The 19080-nt window shown below is 74.8% G+C and carries 16 protein-coding genes and 3 tRNA genes; 7 read left to right on the top strand and 12 right to left on the bottom strand.

The genetic code is table 11. The annotated features are described in order from the left end of the window. Positions 1-34: 34 nt before the first annotated feature. A complete protein-coding gene (locus tag HK417_RS08255; protein ID WP_222265248.1) occupies positions 35-1561 on the bottom strand; it encodes an amidohydrolase in 1527 nt (508 codons plus the stop codon). Continuing rightward, entirely contained in the window at positions 1558-3009 is a 1452-nt protein-coding gene (locus tag HK417_RS08250) for a serine hydrolase domain-containing protein (RefSeq protein WP_222265245.1), read from the bottom strand. The genes HK417_RS08255 and HK417_RS08250 overlap by 4 nt, the downstream gene beginning before the upstream one ends. 101 nt (positions 3010-3110) lie before the next feature. On the opposite strand from HK417_RS08250, the gene cofC reads away from it, so the two are divergent. The 3 genes from cofC to HK417_RS08235 are packed head-to-tail and all read left to right on the top strand — an operon-like array spanning position 3111 to position 6788. Continuing rightward, positions 3111-3758 carry a 2-phospho-L-lactate guanylyltransferase gene (cofC, locus tag HK417_RS08245; RefSeq protein ID WP_222265243.1) on the top strand — a complete coding sequence of 216 codons (648 nt, stop codon included), beginning with the start codon at positions 3111-3113 and terminating at the stop codon, positions 3756-3758. 14 nt (positions 3759-3772) lie between these two features. Next, positions 3773-5833, top strand: a complete 2061-nt coding sequence (locus HK417_RS08240; RefSeq protein ID WP_222265241.1) for an RNA degradosome polyphosphate kinase — start codon at positions 3773-3775, stop codon at positions 5831-5833. Then, complete coding sequence (locus tag HK417_RS08235; RefSeq protein WP_308123446.1) at positions 5826-6788, top strand: NUDIX hydrolase; 963 nt, start codon at positions 5826-5828, stop codon at positions 6786-6788. The genes HK417_RS08240 and HK417_RS08235 overlap by 8 nt, the downstream gene beginning before the upstream one ends. A gap of 12 nt (positions 6789-6800) precedes the next feature. On the opposite strand, the gene leuD is transcribed toward HK417_RS08235, so the two are convergent. Together leuD and leuC are read right to left on the bottom strand one after the other, a co-directional pair. Beyond that, entirely contained in the window at positions 6801-7406 is a 606-nt protein-coding gene (gene leuD, locus HK417_RS08230; RefSeq protein ID WP_222265239.1) for a 3-isopropylmalate dehydratase small subunit, read from the bottom strand. Between the two features lie 5 nt (positions 7407-7411). Beyond that, positions 7412-8836, bottom strand: a complete 1425-nt coding sequence (gene leuC, locus HK417_RS08225) for a 3-isopropylmalate dehydratase large subunit (protein ID WP_222265237.1) — start codon at positions 8834-8836, stop codon at positions 7412-7414. Between the two features lie 91 nt (positions 8837-8927). Here leuC and HK417_RS08220 point away from each other — a divergent pair, with 91 nt between their 5' ends. After that, positions 8928-9605 carry an IclR family transcriptional regulator gene (locus HK417_RS08220; RefSeq protein ID WP_439957909.1) on the top strand — a complete coding sequence of 226 codons (678 nt, stop codon included), beginning with the start codon at positions 8928-8930 and terminating at the stop codon, positions 9603-9605. Between the two features lie 41 nt (positions 9606-9646). After that, positions 9647-10756, top strand: coding sequence for a sulfite oxidase (locus HK417_RS08215; protein ID WP_222265232.1), 1110 nt, complete (start codon positions 9647-9649; stop codon positions 10754-10756). 106 nt (positions 10757-10862) lie between these two features. On the opposite strand, the gene HK417_RS08210 is transcribed toward HK417_RS08215, so the two are convergent. The 6 genes from HK417_RS08210 to HK417_RS08185 form a co-directional block, all read right to left on the bottom strand. After that, a tRNA-Glu gene (locus tag HK417_RS08210) sits at positions 10863-10935 on the bottom strand. 211 nt (positions 10936-11146) lie between these two features. After that, positions 11147-11219: transfer RNA gene (locus HK417_RS08205), tRNA-Glu, on the bottom strand. Between the two features lie 50 nt (positions 11220-11269). Continuing rightward, positions 11270-11341, bottom strand: a tRNA-Gln gene (locus HK417_RS08200). An 84-nt stretch (positions 11342-11425) separates the two neighbouring features. Further along, complete coding sequence (locus HK417_RS08195; RefSeq protein WP_222265230.1) at positions 11426-12838, bottom strand: CPBP family intramembrane glutamic endopeptidase; 1413 nt, start codon at positions 12836-12838, stop codon at positions 11426-11428. After that, the gene (gene gltX, locus HK417_RS08190; protein ID WP_222265228.1) at positions 12835-14322 is read right to left on the bottom strand and encodes a glutamate--tRNA ligase; all 1488 of its coding nucleotides are present in this window, start codon (positions 14320-14322) and stop codon (positions 12835-12837) included. Before gltX ends, HK417_RS08195 begins: the two co-directional genes overlap by 4 nt. Then, positions 14319-15137 (bottom strand): fumarylacetoacetate hydrolase family protein, encoded by an 819-nt coding sequence (locus tag HK417_RS08185; protein WP_222265226.1) that lies wholly within the window; start codon positions 15135-15137, stop codon positions 14319-14321. The genes gltX and HK417_RS08185 overlap by 4 nt, the downstream gene beginning before the upstream one ends. A gap of 43 nt (positions 15138-15180) precedes the next feature. Here HK417_RS08185 and HK417_RS08180 point away from each other — a divergent pair, with 43 nt between their 5' ends. Continuing rightward, positions 15181-15597 (top strand): VOC family protein, encoded by a 417-nt coding sequence (locus tag HK417_RS08180; protein ID WP_222265225.1) that lies wholly within the window; start codon positions 15181-15183, stop codon positions 15595-15597. Here HK417_RS08180 and cimA read toward each other — a convergent pair. After that, entirely contained in the window at positions 15569-17194 is a 1626-nt protein-coding gene (cimA, locus tag HK417_RS08175) for a citramalate synthase (protein WP_222265223.1), read from the bottom strand. The genes HK417_RS08180 and cimA overlap by 29 nt on opposite strands. 537 nt (positions 17195-17731) lie before the next feature. On the opposite strand from cimA, the gene HK417_RS25185 reads away from it, so the two are divergent. Then, positions 17732-17860 (top strand): hypothetical protein, encoded by a 129-nt coding sequence (locus tag HK417_RS25185; RefSeq protein WP_261326131.1) that lies wholly within the window; start codon positions 17732-17734, stop codon positions 17858-17860. A 90-nt stretch (positions 17861-17950) separates the two neighbouring features. On the opposite strand, the gene HK417_RS08170 is transcribed toward HK417_RS25185, so the two are convergent. Next, the gene (locus HK417_RS08170) at positions 17951-18973 is read right to left on the bottom strand and encodes a 3-isopropylmalate dehydrogenase (RefSeq protein WP_222265221.1); all 1023 of its coding nucleotides are present in this window, start codon (positions 18971-18973) and stop codon (positions 17951-17953) included. Positions 18974-19080: the final 107 nt, after the last annotated feature.

Here is a 19080-nt window from a genome sequence, read left to right as displayed (position 1 = left end):
CCCCCGCCCCCGGCCGGCCCGCGCGCGCCCCCGGTCAGCGCAGTGCCGCCGTCCGGTGGGTCCAGCGACCGGCGACCAGCGTGCCGAGGACCTCGGTGGCCCGCAGCCCGGCGGCGCCGTCGCGGGCCAGCACGTCGGCCGGGGGCTCCGGGACGACGACGAGGTCGGCGACGTCCCCCACCCGGACCGCCCGACGTCCGCCGCTGGCCGCCGCGAGCGCGACCTCGAGGCGCAGGTGGTGCTCCGGGTGCCAGGCCCCCCGCTCGTCCAGCGAGCGGTGGACGGCGCTGGCGACGGCGTCCCACGGGTCCAGCGGCGCCACCGGGGCGTCCGAGCCGAGCACCACCTCCGCGCCCGCGGCGACGAGCGCCCCGTAGGGGAAGGCGTGCTCGGTGGCGCCGGCCCAGTGCCGGTCGGCGGCGTCCCGGTCGTCGATCGCGTGCCGCGGCTGGACGCTCGCCACCACCCCCAGCTCGGCGAAGCGCGGCAGGTCCGCCGGGCGCACCTGCTGGGCGTGCTCGATCCGCCCGGTGCACGCCGCGGCGGCGAAGCCGTCCAGCGCGATCGCCGTCGCCCGGTCGCCGATGGCGTGCACCGCCAGGTCCAGGCCGTGCGCGCCGGCCCGGCGCAGCAGCTCCTCCAGCCGGTCCGGGGACGTGCGGAGCACGCCGTGGGCCTCCGGGCCGGCCACCCCGGGGTAGGGCTGGTGGCAGTAGGCGGTGCGGGTGCCCAGGGAGCCGTCGACGAAGAGCTTCAGCGGCCCGAGGCGCACCCGGTCGGCGGCCACCGGGTCGGGGACGCCGGGCAGCGGGTCCCCGCTGCGCAGGCCGGTGGCCAGGACCTGCTCCAGGCGGTTCTCCCAGAAGCCGGCGCGCACCCGCACCGCGGGGCCGCCGTCCTGCCGGCGAGCCCGGCGGGCCCAGGCGCCGAGCAGGTCGTCGTTCTCCAGGTCGACCACGGCGGTCACCCCGCGGGCCGCCGCCGCGGCAGCCGCCTCGAGCACCCAGCCGTCGAGCACGTCGGTGCCGACCTGCCCGGCCCGGGCGTACACCGCCATCGCCTCCTGCTCGCGGAGCACGCCGGAGTCCTGGGGCAACCCCAGCCGCCGCAGCGCGGGCGTGCTGCACCAGGCGGTGTGCAGGTCGGCGCTGACCAGGACCACCGGCCGGCCGGGCAGCGCCGCGTCGAGGACCGCGACGTCGGGGGCCTCCGTCCACAGCGCGTCCCGGAAGCCCTGGGCGACGACGAAGCTCCCGGGCTCACCCGGGTCCTCCCGCAGCGCGGCGGCCACCAGCGCGGCGGCCTCCCCCGGCGACCGGGCCGCCGTCACGTCGATCCGCCGGCGGGTCGCGGCCCACTGCTGGAGGTGGACGTGCTCGTCGCGCAGCCCGGGGAGCAGGGTGCCGCCGTCCAGGTCGACCACCGTCGTCCCACCCGACAGGCCGTCCAGCCCCCGCGCGGTCGGCAGGTCGTCGGCGACGGCGACCACCCGCCCGCCGGCGATCAGCACGTCGCGGACGGCGGCGCCCAGGCGGGCGCGGCGCAGCAGCAGCGCGGTCACCGGGGCAGCCCGGCGACCTGCCCGGCCCGCCGGGCGAGGAACGCGTCGACCGGCCAGGTGGTGAGGCCGCCGAACCGCACCTCGGTCGCCGTGCCGTCGGGGCCCCACGTGTACTCGACGGCCTCCCCCGGCGACCCGAACCCGGCGGCCGCCTCCTGGCGCAGCGTGGACCCGTCCTCGACCGTCAGCTCCAGCCAGTCCTCGGCCGGGGTCGGCAGGCTCGGGTGCAGCAGCACCAGCCGGCCGCCGAGCAGGGCGACGTCGAGCACGCCCCACAGGCTCGCCCACCGCCCGGTGAACCGCGCCGGGTCCGCCGGATCCGGTGCCGTCTCGGCGCGCTCCGGGGCGGCCTCTGCGCGCTCCGGTGCGGCCAGCGCCAGGTCGAGCAGCGCGAGCAGGCCGCGGGCCAGCACGTCGGCCGGGCCGTCGACGCAGTTGGTCAGCACGCTGACCACCACCTGGGCGTCCGGGTCGAACCACGTGCGGGTGATGTGGCCGGGGTACCCGCCGCTGTGCCCGACCAGCCGGCGCTCCCCGACGGTGTCCAGGTCGAACCCGAGGCCGTAGTGCCGCGGCTCCGTGCCGTGCGCCCGCACCTCCGACTCCGGCCGCCGCAGAAGCCGTTTCGCCGCGTCGGACAGCAGCGTCCCGTCGCCGGTGAAGTGCGCGGCGCCGTAGGTGGTCAGGTCCCGGGCGGTCGAGTAGAAGCCGGTCGCCGCCGCCATGGCCCGGGTGTCGACGTGCGGGATGCGCAGCCGGGTGACCTCCCCGTCGAGCAGGGCGGTGTGCCCGGCCGCGTACTCGGCGGCCCGGGCGGGGGCCCACTCCGGCCCGGTGTCGGCGAGGCCCAGCCGGTCGATCACCGCGTGCCGCAGGTGCTCCGCGTACCGCGTCCCGGTCACCGCCTCGATCGCGAGGCCGAGCAGCGAGTAGCCGACGTTCGAGTACTTGAAGTGCTCGTTGCGCCCGAAGGTCAGCGCGTCCCCGGCCGTGGCGGTGGCCAGCAGCCCCTGCTCGTCCGGGAACGGGTGCAGCAGCTGCCAGAAGTCGTTGTCCCCGCCGTCCCGGACGATCCCGGCCTGGTGGCCGAGCAGCTCGCGGACGGTGACCGCGGCGACCGCCGGCGCACCCTCGGCCAGCGCCGGCACCCACTGGCCGATCGGGTCGTCGAGCCGCATCCGGCCCTCCTCGACCAGCTGCAGGACCGCGGTGGCGGTGAAGGTCTTGGAGTGGGAGGCGATCCGGAACAGGTGCCCGGTGGTCAGCTCCTCACCGGTGGTCTCGTCGGCCAGACCCAGCGCGGTGTCGAGCACCACGCGGTCCCCCACCCGGACGGCGGCCTGCACCCCGGGGACGCGCATCCGCCGCCGCTGGTGCTCCAGCCAGGACTCCAGGTACGGCGCGGCCTGGGCCGCCACGTCGGCGACCTGGTCGGGGGTGCGGGGCATCGGCGGACAGCTCCTCGTCGCTCGGGCAGGGCACCGCGATCCTCACGTGCCGCCCGACGGGCCCCGACCCCGGCCCGGAGCGGGTGTGCTGAGGTCCAGGGGTGGAGTGGTGGGTCGTCGTCCCGGCGAAGCGGCTCGCGGCGGCCAAGACCCGGCTCACGCCGGTGACGGCCGGGCTGGGGCCGGCCGCGGCCGGGCGGCACCGCGAGCTGGTCCTGGCGCTGCTCGCCGACACCGTCGCCGCGGCGGTGGCCTGCCCGGCGGTGGCCGGGGTCCTGGTGGTCACCGACGAGCCGCCCGCCGCCGCCGTCGTCACCGCCCTGGGGGCCCGCACGGTCGGCGACGAGCCCGACGCCGGGCTCAACCCCGCGCTGGCGCACGGCGCCCGGGCGGCCCGCGCCGCCGGCGCGGACGCGGTGGCCGCCCTGAACTCCGACCTGCCCGCGCTCCGGCCGGCGGAGCTGGCCGAGGCCCTCGCCGCCGCCGCGGGACACCGGCGCAGCTTCGTGGCCGACGCCGACGGCACCGGGACGACGCTGTTGTGCGTGACGGCCGGCGAGCTGGACCCGCGCTACGGTCCGCGCTCCGCCGAGTCCCACGCGGCCGGGGGGGCTGTCCCGCTGGCCGGGAACTGGCCAGGGCTGCGCCGCGACGTGGACACGCCGTCCGACCTGCGCACCGCCGCCGGCCTCGGCGTCGGGCCGCGCACCGGGCAGCTCCTCGATGTCACCTGCCGGACACCTGGGTGAGGCAGGATCGACGCGTGCCCGAAGCAACCGCGCCGCTGCCTGCCGACCGGTTCCTGAACCGGGAGGTCTCCTGGCTCGACTTCAACGCCCGGGTCCTGGAACTGGCCGAGGACGACACCCTGCCGCTGCTCGAGCGGGTCAAGTTCCTGTCGATCTTCGCCAGCAACCTCGACGAGTTCTTCATGGTGCGGATCGCCGGTCTCAAGCGCCGGCAGAGCACCGGCCTGACCGTGCGCTCCCCCGACGGGCTGACCATCCGGGAGCAGCTCGCCCGGGTCACCGAGCGCACCCAGGACCTGGTGCACCGGCACGCCAACGTCTTCGAGAAGGACGTCGTCCCCCGGCTCGAGGAGCACGGGATCCGGTTGGTCCACTGGGCCGACCTGGACGACGTCGCGGCCGCGCGACTGCGCGAGTACTTCCGGGACCAGGTCTTCCCGGTGCTCACCCCGCTGGCCGTCGACCCGGCGCACCCTTTCCCCTACATCAGCGGGCTGTCGCTGAACCTCGCCGTCTCGGTGCGCGACCCGGAGACCGGCGCCCCGCGCTTCGCCCGGGTGAAGGTGCCCAACAACGTGCCGCGGTTCATCCCGGTGGGGCCGATCGACTCGCAGGCGGTGTTCCTGCCGCTCGAGGACCTGATGGCCGCCCACCTGCAGCAGCTGTTCCCCGGCCTGGACGTGCTGGACCACCACCTGTTCCGGGTCACCCGCAACGCCGACATGGAGGTCGAGGAGGACCGCGACGAGGACCTCCTGCAGGCGCTGGAGCGCGAGCTGGCCCGGCGGCGGTTCGGGCCGGCGGTGCGCCTGGAGGTCACCGAGTCGATCGACCCGCAGATCCTCGACGTCCTCGTCTCGGAGCTGGAGATCCACCGCGGCGACGTGGTCTCCGTCCCCGGCCTGCTCGACCTCGGCTCGCTCATGGCGCTCTACGACCTCGACCGTCCCGAGCTCAAGGATGAGCCGTTCGTGCCGGCCACCCACCCGCGGCTGTCCGAGGGCGAAACGCCCAAGAGCGTGTTCGCCACGCTGCGCGAGGGCGACGTGCTCGTGCACCACCCTTACGACTCGTTCGCCACCAGCGTGCAGCGCTTCATCGAGCAGGCCGCCGCCGACCCGGGCGTGCTGGCGATCAAGCAGACGCTGTACCGCACCTCCGGCGACTCCCCCATCGTGAACGCGCTCATCGACGCGGCCGAGGCCGGCAAGCAGGTCGTCGTGCTCGTGGAGATCAAGGCGCGGTTCGACGAGGAGGCCAACATCAGCTGGGCCCGCTCGCTGGAGCGCGCCGGCTGCCACGTCGTCTACGGCCTCGTGGGACTCAAGACGCACTGCAAGACGGCACTCGTCGTCCGCATGGAGCACGGGATGCTCCGCCGCTACTGCCACATCGGCACCGGGAACTACAACCCCAAGACCGCCCGCATCTACGAGGACCTCGGTGTCCTCACCGCCGACGCGCGGGTCGGTGCCGACCTCACCGACCTGTTCAACACCCTCACCGGCTACTCGCGGCAGACCACCTACCGGTCGCTGCTGGTGGCGCCGCACGGCGTCCGCACCGGCCTGATCGAGCGGATCCGCCGGGAGGCCCGGCACGCCGGTGAGGACCGCCCCTCCGGCATCCGGATCAAGGTGAACTCCCTGGTCGACGAGGAGATCATCGACGCGCTGTACGAGGCGTCCCGGGCCGGCGTCCCGATCGAGCTGCTCATCCGCGGCATCTGTGCCCTGAAGCCGGGCGTGCCGGGGTTGTCGGAGACGATCCGGGCGCGGTCGATCGTCGGCCGGTTCCTGGAGCACTCGCGGGTCATGAACTTCGCCAACGCCGGGACGCCGGAGTGGTGGCTGGGCAGCGCAGACCTCATGCACCGCAACCTCGACCGTCGGGTCGAGGTGCTGCTGCGGGTGACCGACCCGGTCGCCCAGCGGCAGCTGCAGCACACCTTCGACGCGGCCCTGGCGCCGGACGTGCGCAGCTGGCAGCTGGCCGGCGACGGCACCTGGACCCGCACCGGGGACCGCGACTACCACCGCGAGCAGATCGCGCACCGCGGGGACACCGGTGCCTGAGCTGATCCCGGCCGGCGGCGGGGTGCTGTGGCGCACCCGGGACGACGGCACGCTGGAGACCGCGGTGGTCCACCGCCCCAAGTACGACGACTGGTCGCTGCCCAAGGGCAAGCTCGACGCCGGGGAGCACGCGCTGCCCGCGGCGGTGCGCGAGGTGCGCGAGGAGACCGGCCTGGAGGCGGTCGTGGGCCGGCGCAGCGTGCAGACCCGCTATCCGGTCCAGGACGGGGTCAAGCGGGTCGACTACTGGCTGATGCAGGTCGTCGGAGGCGCCTTCGTGCCGAACAGCGAGGTCGACGAGCTGCGCTGGCTGCCGGTGCCGGAGGCCACCGCGCTGGTCACCCACGAGCACGACCGGGTGGTGCTGGCGGACCTCGCCCGGACCGACGTGCCCCGGGCGCCCCGGCTGCTGCTGGTGCGGCACGCCTCGGCCGGGGACCGCCGCGACTGGAACGGCCCGGACGACGAGCGCCCGCTGGACCGCCGCGGCCGCGAGCAGGTGGCGACGCTGACCCGGGTGCTCCCGCTGTTCGGGCCGGCCCGGCTGCTCACCGCGCCACCGACCCGCTGCCGGGCGACCCTCGAGCCGCTCGCGGAGGACCTGGGGCTGCCGGTCGGGGAGGTGCCCGAGCTCGGCGAGGAGGGCTTCACCGCCGATCCGCAGGCCGGGATGGCCCTGGCGGAGGAGCTGCTGCTCGGTGACGGCGCCGGCCCGGTCGTCGTCTCCAGCCAGGGCGGCACGATCCCGTCGGTGCTCATGGCGCTGGGGTTGCGCTGGCAGGGCACCGCCGGGAAGCTGCGGCCGCCGGCGGCGAAGGGCAGCGTGTGGACGCTCGGCGGGCGTCCGGGCGCGCTGGCCGCCGACTACTACCGCGACTTCGCGCCCGACCCGGCCGCCCCGGCCGACGGGGTCAGGAGGGCAGGCCAGCAGGCCGGGGCAGCGGCCCCCCGCTGAAGGGGTCCTTCCTCAGGCGGGGAGGGCGGGGAGCGCCTTCGGCAGCCAGGCCGGACGCTGCGCCTCGAACGCCGCGACGTCGTCCAGGTGCCGCTCGGTGAGGCCGACGTCGTCGAGCCCCTCGAGCAGCCGCCAGCGGACGTAGTCGTCGATCTCGAACGGCACGGCCGTGCTGCCGTACCGGACCTCCTTCGCCTGCAGGTCGACCGTCACCGGCAGGGCGGGGTCGGCCTCGATCGCGGTCCACAGCGCCTCGACCTGGTCCTGCGGGAGGATCACCGTCAGCAGGCCGGACTTGGTCGAGTTGTTGCGGAAGATGTCGGCGAACCGGGAGCTGATGACCACCCGGAAGCCGCCGTCGAGCAGGGCCCAGTTGGCGTGCTCACGGGAGGAGCCGGTGCCGAAGTCCGGGCCGGCGACCAGGATCGAGGCGTCGGCGTACTGCGGCTGGTTGAGCACGAAGTCCGGCTCGTTGGTGCGCCAGGCGACGAACAGCCCGTCCTCGAAGCCGGTGCGGGTGATCCGCTTGAGGTACTCGGCCGGGATGATCTGGTCGGTGTCGACGTTGCTGCGCCGCAGGGGGGCGGCGGTGCCGGTGTGCGTGGTGAAGGCGTCCATCGGTCTCAGACTCCAGCGGTCGCTCGGACGTCGGTCAGGTCGGAGGGCGCGGTCAGCCGCCCGGTCAGCGCGGTCGCCGCGGCCACCGCCGGGGAGACGAGGTGGGTGCGCCCGCCCTTGCCCTGCCGGCCCTGGAAGTTGCGGTTGCTGGTCGACGCCGAGCGCTCGCCCGGCTTGAGCTGGTCGGGGTTCATGCCCAGGCACATCGAGCAGCCGGCACCGCGCCACTCGGCCCCGGCCTCGAGGAACACCCGGTCCAGGCCCTCGGCCTCGGCCTGCTGCTTGACCCCCACCGAGCCCGGGACGACGAGCATCCGGGTGTGCGGGTCGATGGTCCTCCCGCGCAGCATCTCGGCCGCGACCCGCAGGTCCTCGATCCGGCCGTTGGTGCACGAGCCGAGGAAGACGGTGTCCACCTCGATCTCGCGCAGCGGGGTGCCCGGGGTCAGGCCCATGTAGGCCAGCGCGGACTCCGCGGCCCGGCGCTCGCTCTCGTCGGCGATCTGCGCCGGGTCCGGCACCCGCTCACCGATCGGGAGGCCCTGGCCGGGGTTCGTGCCCCAGGTGACGTACGGCGTCAGGGACGCGGCGTCGATGTGCACCTCGCGGTCGAACACGGCGTCGTCGTCCGAGCGCAGGGTGCGCCAGTGCGCCACGGCGGCGTCCCAGTCGGCGCCCTGCGGGGCGTGCGGGCGGCCCTGCAGGAAGTCGAAGGTCGTCTGGTCCGGGGCGATCAGCCCGGCCCGGGCGCCGGCCTCGATCGACATGTTGCAGATGGTCATCCGGGCCTCCATCGACAGCGCCTCGATCGCGCTCCCGCGGTACTCGATGACGTGCCCCTGGCCGCCGCCGGTCCCGATCTCGGCGATGACCGCCAGGATGATGTCCTTCGCCGAGACGCCGCGGGGCAGCTTCCCGTCGACGGTGACCGCCATCTGCTTGGCCGGGTGCTGCGGCAGCGTCTGGGTGGCCAGCACGTGCTCGACCTCGCTGGTGCCGATGCCGAAGGCCAGCGCGCCGAACGCGCCGTGCGTGGAGGTGTGGCTGTCGCCGCAGACGATCGTCATGCCCGGCTGGGTGAGGCCCAACTGCGGGCCGATGACGTGCACGATGCCCTGGTCGCGGTCGCCCATCGGGGCCAGCCGGATACCGAACTCGGCGGTGTTGCGCCGCAGCGCCTCGACCTGCGCCCGGCTGACCGGGTCGGCGATCGGCTTGAGGATGTCCAGCGTCGGGACGTTGTGGTCCTCGGTCGCCATCGTCAGGTCCGGGCGGCGGACCGTGCGCCCGGCGGCGCGCAGCCCGTCGAAGGCCTGCGGGCTGGTGACCTCGTGCACGAGGTGCAGGTCGATGTAGAGCAGGTCGGGCTCCCCCGCCGTCCGCCGGACGACGTGCTGCTCGTACACCTTCTGCGCCAGGGTCCTGCCCACGGCTGTCCTCCTCGAGTCCGGCCCATCTCGTTTGCTGTCTCAGACAGTGGGATGAGAGTATTGCAGCGTGGGACAGCCTAACCCCGTTGCCGTGCTGGACAAAGCCGTGGCCATCCTCCGCGCGGTGGCCGACGAGCCGGCCAGCCTTGCCGAGCTGGTGGTCCGCACCGGACTGCCCCGGGCCACGGCCCACCGCCTGGCCACCGCGCTGGAGGGTCACCGGCTGCTCCGGCGCACCGCCGCCGGCGCCTGGGCGCCCGGGCCGGGCCTGGCCGAGCTGGGCCGGGGGGGCGCGGACCTCGCCGAGCTCGCCGGCCGGCACCTGCCCACCCTGCGGGACGCCACCGGCGAGAGCGCCCAGTTCTACGTGCGCGACGGCGGCAGCCGGGTCTGCATCGCCGCCGCCGAGCGGGCCCACGGCCTGCGCGACACCGTCCCGGTGGGCGCGCGGCTGCCGCTGACCGCGGGGTCCGCGGCGCACGCCCTGCTGGCGTTCGCCCCCGCCGACGAGGTCACCGGCATGCTCCCCTCGGCGAGCTTCACCGCCCGGACGCTGCTCGACGTCCGCCGGCGCGGCTGGGCGCACAGCATCGCCGAGCGCGAGCCCGGGGTCGCCTCGCTGTCCGCCCCGGTCCGGGACGGATCGGGCGGGGTGCTGGGCGCGGTGTCCATCTCCGGGCCGGTCGAGCGGCTGGGGCGGCGACCGAGCCCGGAGGTGGTGAGCGCGGTCCTGGAGGCCGCCGTCGCCATCTCCCGCGCGGCCCGCTGAAGAGGGACCCCCTTTCAGGGCCGCCGGGCCACACTGCACCCATGACCGCCACGGAGACCGACCGGGGCCGGGCGCGCGTCGCCGACCCGGGTGAGGGCATCGGGCTGGACGAGCTGGCCCTGGCCACCCGCAACCACGGGCTGCCGCTCGAGGCCCTGCGCTACGACGTCACCCCGCCGGGCCTGCACTACGTGCTGACGCACTTCGACATCCCCGCCGTCGACCCGGCGACCTGGACGCTGGAGGTCACCGGCGCCGTCGCGCGGCCGCTGCGGCTGACCCTGGCCGACCTGCGGGCGCGACCGGCCGCGTCGGCCCGGGTGCTGCTGGAGTGCGCCGGCAACGGCCGCGCCCGCTACGAGCCCCGGCCGGTCAGCCAGCCGTGGCTGCTCGAGGCGGTGGGGACGGCGGAGTGGGGCGGCACGCCGCTGGCCCCGCTGCTGGAGGAGGCCGGGATCTCCTCCGACGCCGTCGACGTGGCCTTCACCGGCACCGACCACGGGGTCGAGCGGGGCGTCGAGCAGGACTACGCGCGCGGTCTCCCGGTGGCCGAGGCCATGCGCCCGGACGTCCTGCTCGCCTGGTCGATGAACGGCGCCCCGCTGCCGCCACAGCACGGGGCGCCGCTGCGGCTGGTCGTCCCCGGCTGGTACGGCATGGCGCACGTGAAGTGGCTGACCCGCATCGAGGTCCTCGAGCAGCCGTTCACCGGCTACCAGAACGCCACCGCGTACCGGATCACGGCCGACGCCGGCGACCCCGGTGAGCCGGTCACCCGGATCCGGCCGCGAGCGCTGATGAGCCCGCCGGGCTGGCCGGACTTCATGACCCGCGAGCGGTTCGTACGGGCCGGGGCCGTCGCACTGTCCGGGCGGGCGTGGTCGGGGCAGGCGCCGGTCACCCGGGTGGAGGTCAGCACGGACGGCGGCACGACCTGGGCCGACGCGGACCTCGCCCCCGCCGATCCGGGGCACCCGTTCGCCTGGCGCGCCTGGACCGCCTCCTGGGACGCGCGGCCCGGGCAGGCGGAGCTGTTGGTCCGAGCCACCGACGCCACCGGCGAGGCCCAGCCCGTGGCGCAGGAGTGGAACCGGCAGGGCATGGCCAACACGTTGGTGCAGCGGGTGCCGGTCACCGTCCTGGAGCGGTGACCGGGGCCCGGCGGTCGCCGGGTCAGGGCCCGGTGGTGTCCGACACTGCGATCGGGGCGGGAACGACGAGAGCCCCCGGCCGGATGGCCGGGGGCTCTGCCACGGGTAGCCCCGAAGGGATTCGAACCCTCGCTACCGCCGTGAGAGGGCGGCGTCCTGGGCCGCTAGACGACGGGGCCGTGCGTGCGCGTCGATGATGCCATGACCCGTCCGTCCGGGTGGACCGGGGGTGGAGCCGCCCGGACGTCGGGTGAGCCGTGGCAGGGCGCGGCTCCCGGGTCGCCCGGGCGGCCCATCCCCCGGCGTCCCGCCGCCGCCGGGCCGGCCACGTGCCGGGCCCGGGAACGGCGAGAGCCCCCGGCCGGATGGGCCGGGGGCTCTCGCATCGCGTAGCCCCGAAGGGATTCGAACCCTCGCTACCGCCGTGAGAGGGCGGCGTCCTGGGCCGCTAGACGACGGGGCCGTGCGCTGCGCCGGAGCGCAGGTCGTGCTGGAGGAGATGGTGCTTCCTCGCTGGGGTACCAGGACTCGAACCTAGACTAACGGAACCAGAAACCGTCGGGCTGCCAATTACCCCATACCCCAAGGGCCGTGCTGCACCTCGCGGCGCTGAGTCAGAACTGTACCTGATGCCCGGAGAGCACCCGCGCGGGGGGTCCGCCGCGCGCCTCACTCCTCCCGGCCGGGGGCGCCGCGGCGGCTCCACCGCTCGTCCGGCGGCGGCGGGCCCGTCGGCTCCGGCACGTGCCAGGCCCCCGACGGCCGGGCGTACGGGGATCCCGCCGGAGGCGCACCGGCGTACCCGACGGCGTACGTCGTCGACGGCCCGATGGCACCCTGCGCACCGCTCGGCGGCCCCGCCGGGAGGGCGCCCCGCAGGTCGACGGCGGGACTGCGCAGCTCCGGCTGGACCCGGGACCGGGACCGCGCCACCACCGCGACGTAGGCCCCCATCGCGACCACGTCCAGCAGCACGACCAGCAGGCCCTCCAGTCCGGTCAGGGTCGCGTCGGTGTCGGCGCCGTCCCCGAGCAGGCCGGCGATCACGAAGACCAGCACGTTGTTGACCGCGTGCAGCACGATGGCCGCCTCGAGCCCGCCGGTCAGCGACACGACCGCGGAGGCGGCCAGCCCGAACACGAACCGGTCGAAGAAGGTCAGGAAGTCCGGGGGGAGGTGCGCCGAGGAGAACAGCGCCGCGGTGACCACGGCGGCGACCACCGGCCCCGCCCGCGGTGCGCGGATCCAGGCGGCGATGGCCTGGCTGAGGTAGCCACGGAACAGGTACTCCTCGGCCGCCGATTGCAACGGGGTGGTGAGGAACACCACCAGCAGCAGCCAACCGAGCGCGGGCACCGGTCCGGAGATCAACTCGTCGGTCAGCAGCGAGAGCGCCACCGAGAGGGCGATCGCGGCCCCCAGCGTGGCCACCGCGCGCCAGGTGTACGGCAGGAACAGGCGCCAGCGCAGCCGGCCCAGCACCGACGACGACCAGCCGATCCGCAGGCCGTGCGGCACCGCCCAGCACAGCCACACGATGGGGATCGCCACGATCAGGGAGAGGTTGGTGACCAGCAGCACCCAGGGGTCGGTGAGGTCGACGAACCCCAGGTCCGGCCCGGTGCCGGTGACGAAGGCCACCAGCACGACCACGACCGAGGCCACCGTGTACACGACGCCGAACAGCAGCAGGCCCAGCGCCGGCCGCCACCACGCCCAGTCCCGGGCCCGCATGAGGAACGGGTAGGACTGCGGGGCGTCGAATGGCGGTGCCCCGGGCGGCGTCACCGGCCGGGGTGCCCGCCGTCCGCGGCCGCCGGGCGCAGGCGGCCCGGGGACGGCGACGGCGCCGGGCGGTGGCCCGGCCGGCATCCCGATCGGCACCTGAGGGGGCGCCCCGTAGCGGCCGGTCGCCGGCGGGCCGGCGTACGACGGTCCGGTATCCGGCCGACCGGCGTCCGGCTGCCCCGCGTTCGGCTGCGCGGCGTACGGCTGGCCTGCGTACGGCGGGCCGCCCCAGGCCACCCCCGCGCCGTTCGCCGGCCGGCCGGTCCACGGGCCGGGCCAGCCTGCTCCGGTCACGCGCTCGCGGTCCCGCGGGCGGCCGCCAGGCGGGCGAGCGTGCGCTCCCGGCCGAGCAGCTCCATGGACTCGTACAGCGGCGGGGAGACCGTACGGCCACTGACCGCCACGCGCACCGGCCCGAAGGCCTGCCGCGGCTTGCGCCCGAGCCCCTCGACCAGCGCATGCTTCAGCGCCGACTCGATGGCCGGGGTGGACCAGTCGGGGAGCTCGGTGAGCGCCGTGGTGGCGGCGTCGAGCACCTCGACGGCGCCGGGGCCGAGCTGCTTCTCCGCGGCGGCCGGGTCGATCTCCACCTCGTCGGTGAAGAGGAAGCCGAGCAGCCCGACGGCGTCGGACAGCACGATCATCCGCTCCTGCGCGAGCGGCGCGATCGTGGTGAGCACCGCGGCCTGCTCGGGGGTCGGCGGGTCGGTGACCAGCCCGGCGCCGGCCAGGAAGGGCACGACCCGGCGGATGAACTCCGCCACCGGCAGCGCGCGCAGGTGGGTGGCGTTGATCGCCTCGGCCTTCTTCAGGTCGAAGCGCGCCGGGTTGGCGCTGACCCGGGTGACGTCGAAGGCCTCGACCATCTCCTGGACGCTGAACACGTCCCGGTCCTCCGCGATCGCCCAGCCCAGCAGCGCCAGGTAGTTGGTCAGCCCCTCGGGCAGGAAACCGCGCTCGGGGTAGACGTCGAAGTTCGCCTGCGGGTCGCGCTTGGACAGCTTCTTGCTGCCCTCGCCCATGACGTAGGGCAGGTGACCGAACCGCGGGGTGCCCGCCGCCACACCGATGTCGGTGAGTGCGGCGTAGAGGGCGAGCTGGCGGGGGGTCGAGGGCAGCAGGTCCTCGCCGCGGAGCACGTCGGTGATGCCCATGAGCGCGTCGTCGACCGGGTTGACGAAGGGGTACAGCGGCACGCCGTTGCCGCGCACGAGGACGAAGTCCGGCACCGACCCGGCCGCGAACCGCACCTCGCCGCGCACCAGGTCGGTCCAGGCGAGGTCCTCATCGGGCATCCGCAGCCGCAGCACCGGCAGCCGGCCCTCGTCCCGGAAGGCGGCCTTCTGCGCGTCGGTGAGGAACCGGTCGGCGTTGTCGTAGCCGAGCTTGGGGTCCTGCCCGGCGGCGAGCCGGCGGGCGTCGACCTCCTGGTTGGTGGAGAAGGACTCGTAGGCGTGGCCGGACTCCAGCAGCCGCGCGGCGACGTCCTGGTAGACGTCGTGCCGCTCGGACTGCCGGTAGGGCCCGTGCGGTCCGCCCACCTCGGGGCCCTCGTCCCAGTCGATCCCGAGCCAGCGAAGGCTGGCCAGCAGGTGCTGGTAGGACTCCTCGGAGTCGCGGGAGGCGTCGGTGTCCTCGATGCGGAACACCAGCTGACCGCCGCAGTGCCGGGCGTGGGCCCAGTTGAACAGCGCCGTCCGCAGCAGGCCGACGTGCACCATCCCGGTCGGGGACGGGCAGAACCGGGTGCGGACGACGGGCGCCGCCGGCTCGCTCATCGGCTGCCGCCCGCGGTGGAGGTGGGGTCGGCGCCGGACACGGTGTTGGCCAGCGTCCCCAGTCCCTCGATCGTGCACTCGACCCGCTGCCCCGGTGCGATCGGGCCGACGCCCGCCGGGGTGCCGGTCAGGATGACGTCGCCGGGCAGCAGGGTCATCACCTGGGAGATGTAGGAGATGAGCATCGGCAGGCCGAAGATCAGCTGGCTCGTCCGGCCGGACTGGCGCGGCTCGCCGTCCACGGTGCAGGAGATCGCCAGGTCCGCCGGGTCCTTGCCCAGGCCGGCCAGGTCCGTCTCGATCCACGGGCCGAGCGGGCAGAAGGAGTCGAAGCCCTTGGCTCGGGTCCACTGGCCGTCGCTGACCTGCATGTCGCGCTCGGAGACGTCGTTGCCGATCGTGTAGCCGAAGACGCTGGCCATCGCCTGCTCCTCGGTGACCGACCGGGCGCCGCGCGCCCCGATGACGACGGCGAGCTCGACCTCGTGGTGCACGTTGGTGCTGCCGGGCGGGATGCGGATCGCGTCGCCGGGACCGATCACCGACGTCGAGGGCTTGAGGAAGATCAGCGGCGCCTTCGGCGCGTCCCCGGTGAGGGCGGCCATCTCCGCGACGTGGTCGGCGTAGTTCTTGCCGATGCAGACGACCTTGCTGGGCAGGATCGGCGAGAGCAGCCGGACGTCGGCGGCGGCGAACCGCTGACCGGTGAAGGAGATCTGCCCGAAGGGGTGGCCCTCGATCTGGGCGACCTGGCCGTCCCCGTCGAGGACCCCGAAGGACATGCCGGCTGGGTGGGCGAAGCGGACGATGCGCACGATGGAAGGTTAGCCGCGCTCCGGACGGCGGCTACGGTGCGGCATGGCCTGCCGGATCACCGAACTCGCCGTCGACTCCCGGGACCCTGTCGCGCTGGCCGCCTGGTGGGCGGAGGTGCTGGGCTACGAGGTGCTCGGCACCGACGACGACGGTGCCGTCGAGATCGGCCCGCCCGGCCAGGAGCCGAAGGGCCCCGTGCCGACGATCGTCTTCGCGCCGGTCCCCGACCCGACGCCGGGCAAGCGGCGCCTGCACTTGGACCTCAACGCCACCGACCGGGACCAGGACGCCGAGCTCCAGCGGCTGCTCGGCCTCGGCGCGACGCCGGTCGACGTCGGTCAGGGCCCGCTCAGCGACACCATGACGTGGCACGTGCTGGCCGACCCGGAGGGCAACGAGTTCTGCCTCCTGGCCAGCCGGGTCGCTCCGCTCACGAACGGTGGCGGACCGCGTAGGTGAGCGCATCGACGAGCGCGTGCCAGGACGCCTCGACGATGTTGTCGTGGACGCCGACGGTGGTCCACTCCCCCGCGCCGTCCCTGCTGTCGACGAGCACCCGGGTGGTCGCGCTGGTGCCGCCCTTCCAGCCGAGGATGCGCACCTTGTAGTCGGCCAGCGAGACCCCGGCGAGCACCGGGTACCGGCTGACGAGCGCCTCCCGCAGCGCGTTGTCCAGCGCGTTGACCGGGCCGTTGCCCTCGGCGGTGCGGATCACCCGCTCGGCCCCGCCGTCCTCGGTGGGGACGTGCACCTTGACGGTCGCCTCGCTCACCACCACCCCGTTGCCCCAGTGCTCCACGGTGGTGCGGTAGCTCTCGAGCTCGAACAGCGGCGCGGGCGCACCGGGCAGCTGGGCGCGCAGCAGCAGCTCGAAGGACGCGTCGGCCGCCTCGAACGACCAGCCGTCGGCCTCGAGCACCTTCACCTGGTCGACCACCCGGCCGATCGCGTCCGCCTGGCCGGCCAGGTCGACACCGAGCTCCCGGCCCTTGAGCTCGACCGACGCCCGCCCGGCCATCTCGGTGACCAGGATGCGCATGTCGTTGCCCACCACGGCCGGGTCCAGGTGGTTGTACAGCTCCGGGCTGATCTTGATGGCGCTGGCGTGCAGTCCCGCCTTGTGCGCGAAGGCCGAGACACCCACGTAGGGCTGGTGGTCGTCGGGCGCGATGTTCGCCAGCTCGGCGATCGCGGAGCTGACCCGGCTGAGCTCGGCCAGGCACCCCTCGGGCACCACCGGAAGCCCCATCTTGGTGACCAGGTTCGCGATCAGGGCGAAGGTGTCGGCGTTGCCGGCCCGCTCCCCGTAGCCGTTGGCGGTGCCCTGCACGTGGGTGACGCCGGCCTCCACCGCGGCAAGGCTGTTGGCCACCGCGCAGCCGGTGTCGTCCTGGCAGTGGATCCCCAGCCGCCCGGAGGTGCGTGCCCGCACGTCGGTGACCACCCGGTGGACGCCCATCGGCAGCATCCCGCCGTTGGTGTCGCACATGACCCCGACCTCGGCGCCGGCGGCGAACGCCGTCTCCAGCACCCGCACCCCGTACTCGGGGTCGGCGGCGTACCCGTCGAAGAAGTGCTCGCAGTCCACGAAGACCCGCCGTCCGGCGGCGACCAGGAAGGCCACCGTGTCGGCGACCATCGCGAGGTTCTCCTCCAGCGTGGTGCGCAGCGCCTCGCGCACGTGCCGCGGGTCGGACTTGGCCACCACGCAGACCACCGGCGCACCGGCGTCCACCAGCGCCCGCACCTGCGGGTCGTCCTCCACGCGCACCCCCGCCTTGCGGGTCGCCCCGAAGGCCACCAGCTGGGCGTGCCGCAGGCGCAGCTCGGTGCGCGCCCGGGCGAAGAACTCGGTGTCCTTGGGCAGGGCGCCGGGCCAGCCGCCCTCGATGAAGCCGACCCCCACCTCGTCCAGCAGGCGGGCGACGGCGAGCTTGTCGGCGACCGAGTAGCTGACCCCCTCGCGCTGGGCGCCGTCGCGGAGGGTCGTGTCGAAGACGTGGAAGTCGACCTCCGCGCGGTCGGCGCGGGAGAGGTCGGGGGGAACGGTGACCACGGGAGCTCCTGGGTGCGGTGTTTCCGACCCCGAACACGAAGAAGACCCCCCGGGTACGGGAGGTCTGCGCGCAGTCGGGGAGTGACTGCGCGCTAGCTGATGATGATCGTGCGAGGGGTGCGCATCCCCGTCAGTGAAGCACGCAGGTGGCCGTTCGTGGAACAGGTCGTCCAGACGGTGGAACGACGGGCCCAGGAAACCGGGTGACCCGGTCCGCTCCACCGGGCATCATCACCGGCCGACCGAGAGGCAGGCTGCGCGTGATCCCCCACGGATGGGACGTCGTCCACCGACCCGACGACGGTGAGACCGTCGGCTACCTGGCACCCGTGCCGGGGTCCGACGACCTCGTGGTGCCCACCACCCTGACCGGCACGCCGGTGGGCCCGGCCGGGGAGCCGTCGGCGGCGAGGGCGGTGCTGGTCTCCTCCGGGCTGGCCCAGCTGGCGCGCCGCTGGTGGTGCCGGCTGCCGAGCCCGTTGCCCCGGGGGCCTGACGGACGCCGCAGTCCCGCACGCCGCCTGGGAGTGGCGCCCGGTGGTGCTGGTGGAGGTCTCCCCCACCGGCTGCCGGCTGCGGCCGGAGATGCCCGCGCCGGAGGAGCTGGGCGCACAGGCCACCCTGCCCGTGCCGGTCGGCCACCTGCTGGCCGAGCACCCTCGGTGACGTGCTGCAACCGCCCCCCCTTGCCGGGTCCCGGCGCGAGCTCGCGAGTGCCCGGGGGCAAGCGGATCCTCGAGGGCCCTTCCGCCTTCGTCAGCCGCCGGCAAGTGCGGCCAGCCGGTCGCCGACCTCGGCGGTGCGCACCTGGCCGCGCGGGTCCCGGGTGGACACGTCGAACGAGACCGCCGCGTTGACCTTCTTGGCCAGCTCGGTGCGGCCGAGGTGCTCCAGCAGGAGCCCGACCGACAGCACGGTCGCGGTCGGGTCGGCGACGCCGGTGCCGGCGATGTCGGGGGCCGAGCCGTGCACGGGCTCGAACATGCTCGGGTTGGTGCCGGAGACGTCCAGGTTGCCGCTGGCCGCCAGCCCGATGCCGCCGGTGACCGCGGCGGCGATGTCGGTGACGATGTCGCCGAAGAGGTTGTCGGTGACGATGACGTCGTAGCGGGCCGGGTCGGTGATGAAGAACATCGCGGCCGCGTCCACGTGCTGGTAATCCACGGTGACCTCCGGGAACTCCGCGGAGACCTCCTCCACCGTGCGCGACCACAGCGACCCGGCGTGGGTCAGCACGTTGGTCTTGTGGATCAGCGTGAGGTGGCGGCGCGGGCGGGCGGTGGCCCGCTCGAAGGCGTAGCGGACGACGCGCTCGACGCCGAACGCGGTGTTCAGGCTGACCTCGGTGGCCACCTCGTGGGGGGTGTCGCGCCGGAGCACGCCGCCGTTGCCCACGTAGGGCCCCTCGGTGCCCTCGCGCACGCAGAGCATGTCGATCACGCCGGGGTCGGCCAGCGGGCTCCGGACGCCGTCGAAGAGCCGCGCCGGGCGGAGGTTCACGTGGTGGTCGAGCTCGAAGCGGAGCTTGAGCAGCAGACCCCGCTCCAGGATGCCGCTGGGCACGCTCGGGTCGCCGACCGCCCCGAGCAGGATGGCGTCGTGCTGGCGCAGCTCGTCGAGCACGGAGTCCGGCAGCAGCTCGCCGGTGCGCTGCCAGCGCGCCGCTCCCAGGTCGTAGTGCGTGCTCTCCACGTCGGGGGCGACCGCGTTGAGGACCTTGAGGCCCTCGGCCACCACCTCGGGACCGATGCCGTCTCCGGGGACCACTGCCAGGCGCATGAGGTCAGAGGCTATCGGGCGCTCCCGGTCCGGCCGCCACCGCACGCGCGGACGCCCCCCGCGAGGGGGTGCTCGCGGGGGCGTCCGGGTGCTGCGGTGCGGTGCCG

Source organism: Modestobacter marinus (assembly GCF_019799945.1).
In the GTDB taxonomy this organism is placed as follows: Bacteria; Actinomycetota; Actinomycetes; order Mycobacteriales; family Geodermatophilaceae; genus Modestobacter; species Modestobacter marinus_B.
This window is presented reverse-complemented; position numbering and strand designations above follow the sequence as displayed.

Bases quoted from the DNA above. Each gene is read 5' to 3' on its own strand.
- HK417_RS08250 (WP_222265245.1), bottom strand. From the start codon at position 3,009: ATGCCCCGCACCCCCGACCAGGTCGCCGACGTGGCGGCCCAGGCCGCG.
- leuD (WP_222265239.1), bottom strand. From the start codon at position 7,406: ATGGACGCCTTCACCACGCACACCGGCACCGCCGCCCCCCTGCGGCGC.
- HK417_RS08215 (WP_222265232.1), top strand. From the start codon at position 9,647: ATGACCGCCACGGAGACCGACCGGGGCCGGGCGCGCGTCGCCGACCCG.
- gltX (WP_222265228.1), bottom strand. From the start codon at position 14,322: ATGAGCGAGCCGGCGGCGCCCGTCGTCCGCACCCGGTTCTGCCCGTCC.
- HK417_RS08180 (WP_222265225.1), top strand. From the start codon at position 15,181: ATGGCCTGCCGGATCACCGAACTCGCCGTCGACTCCCGGGACCCTGTC.
- HK417_RS08170 (WP_222265221.1), bottom strand. From the start codon at position 18,973: ATGCGCCTGGCAGTGGTCCCCGGAGACGGCATCGGTCCCGAGGTGGTG.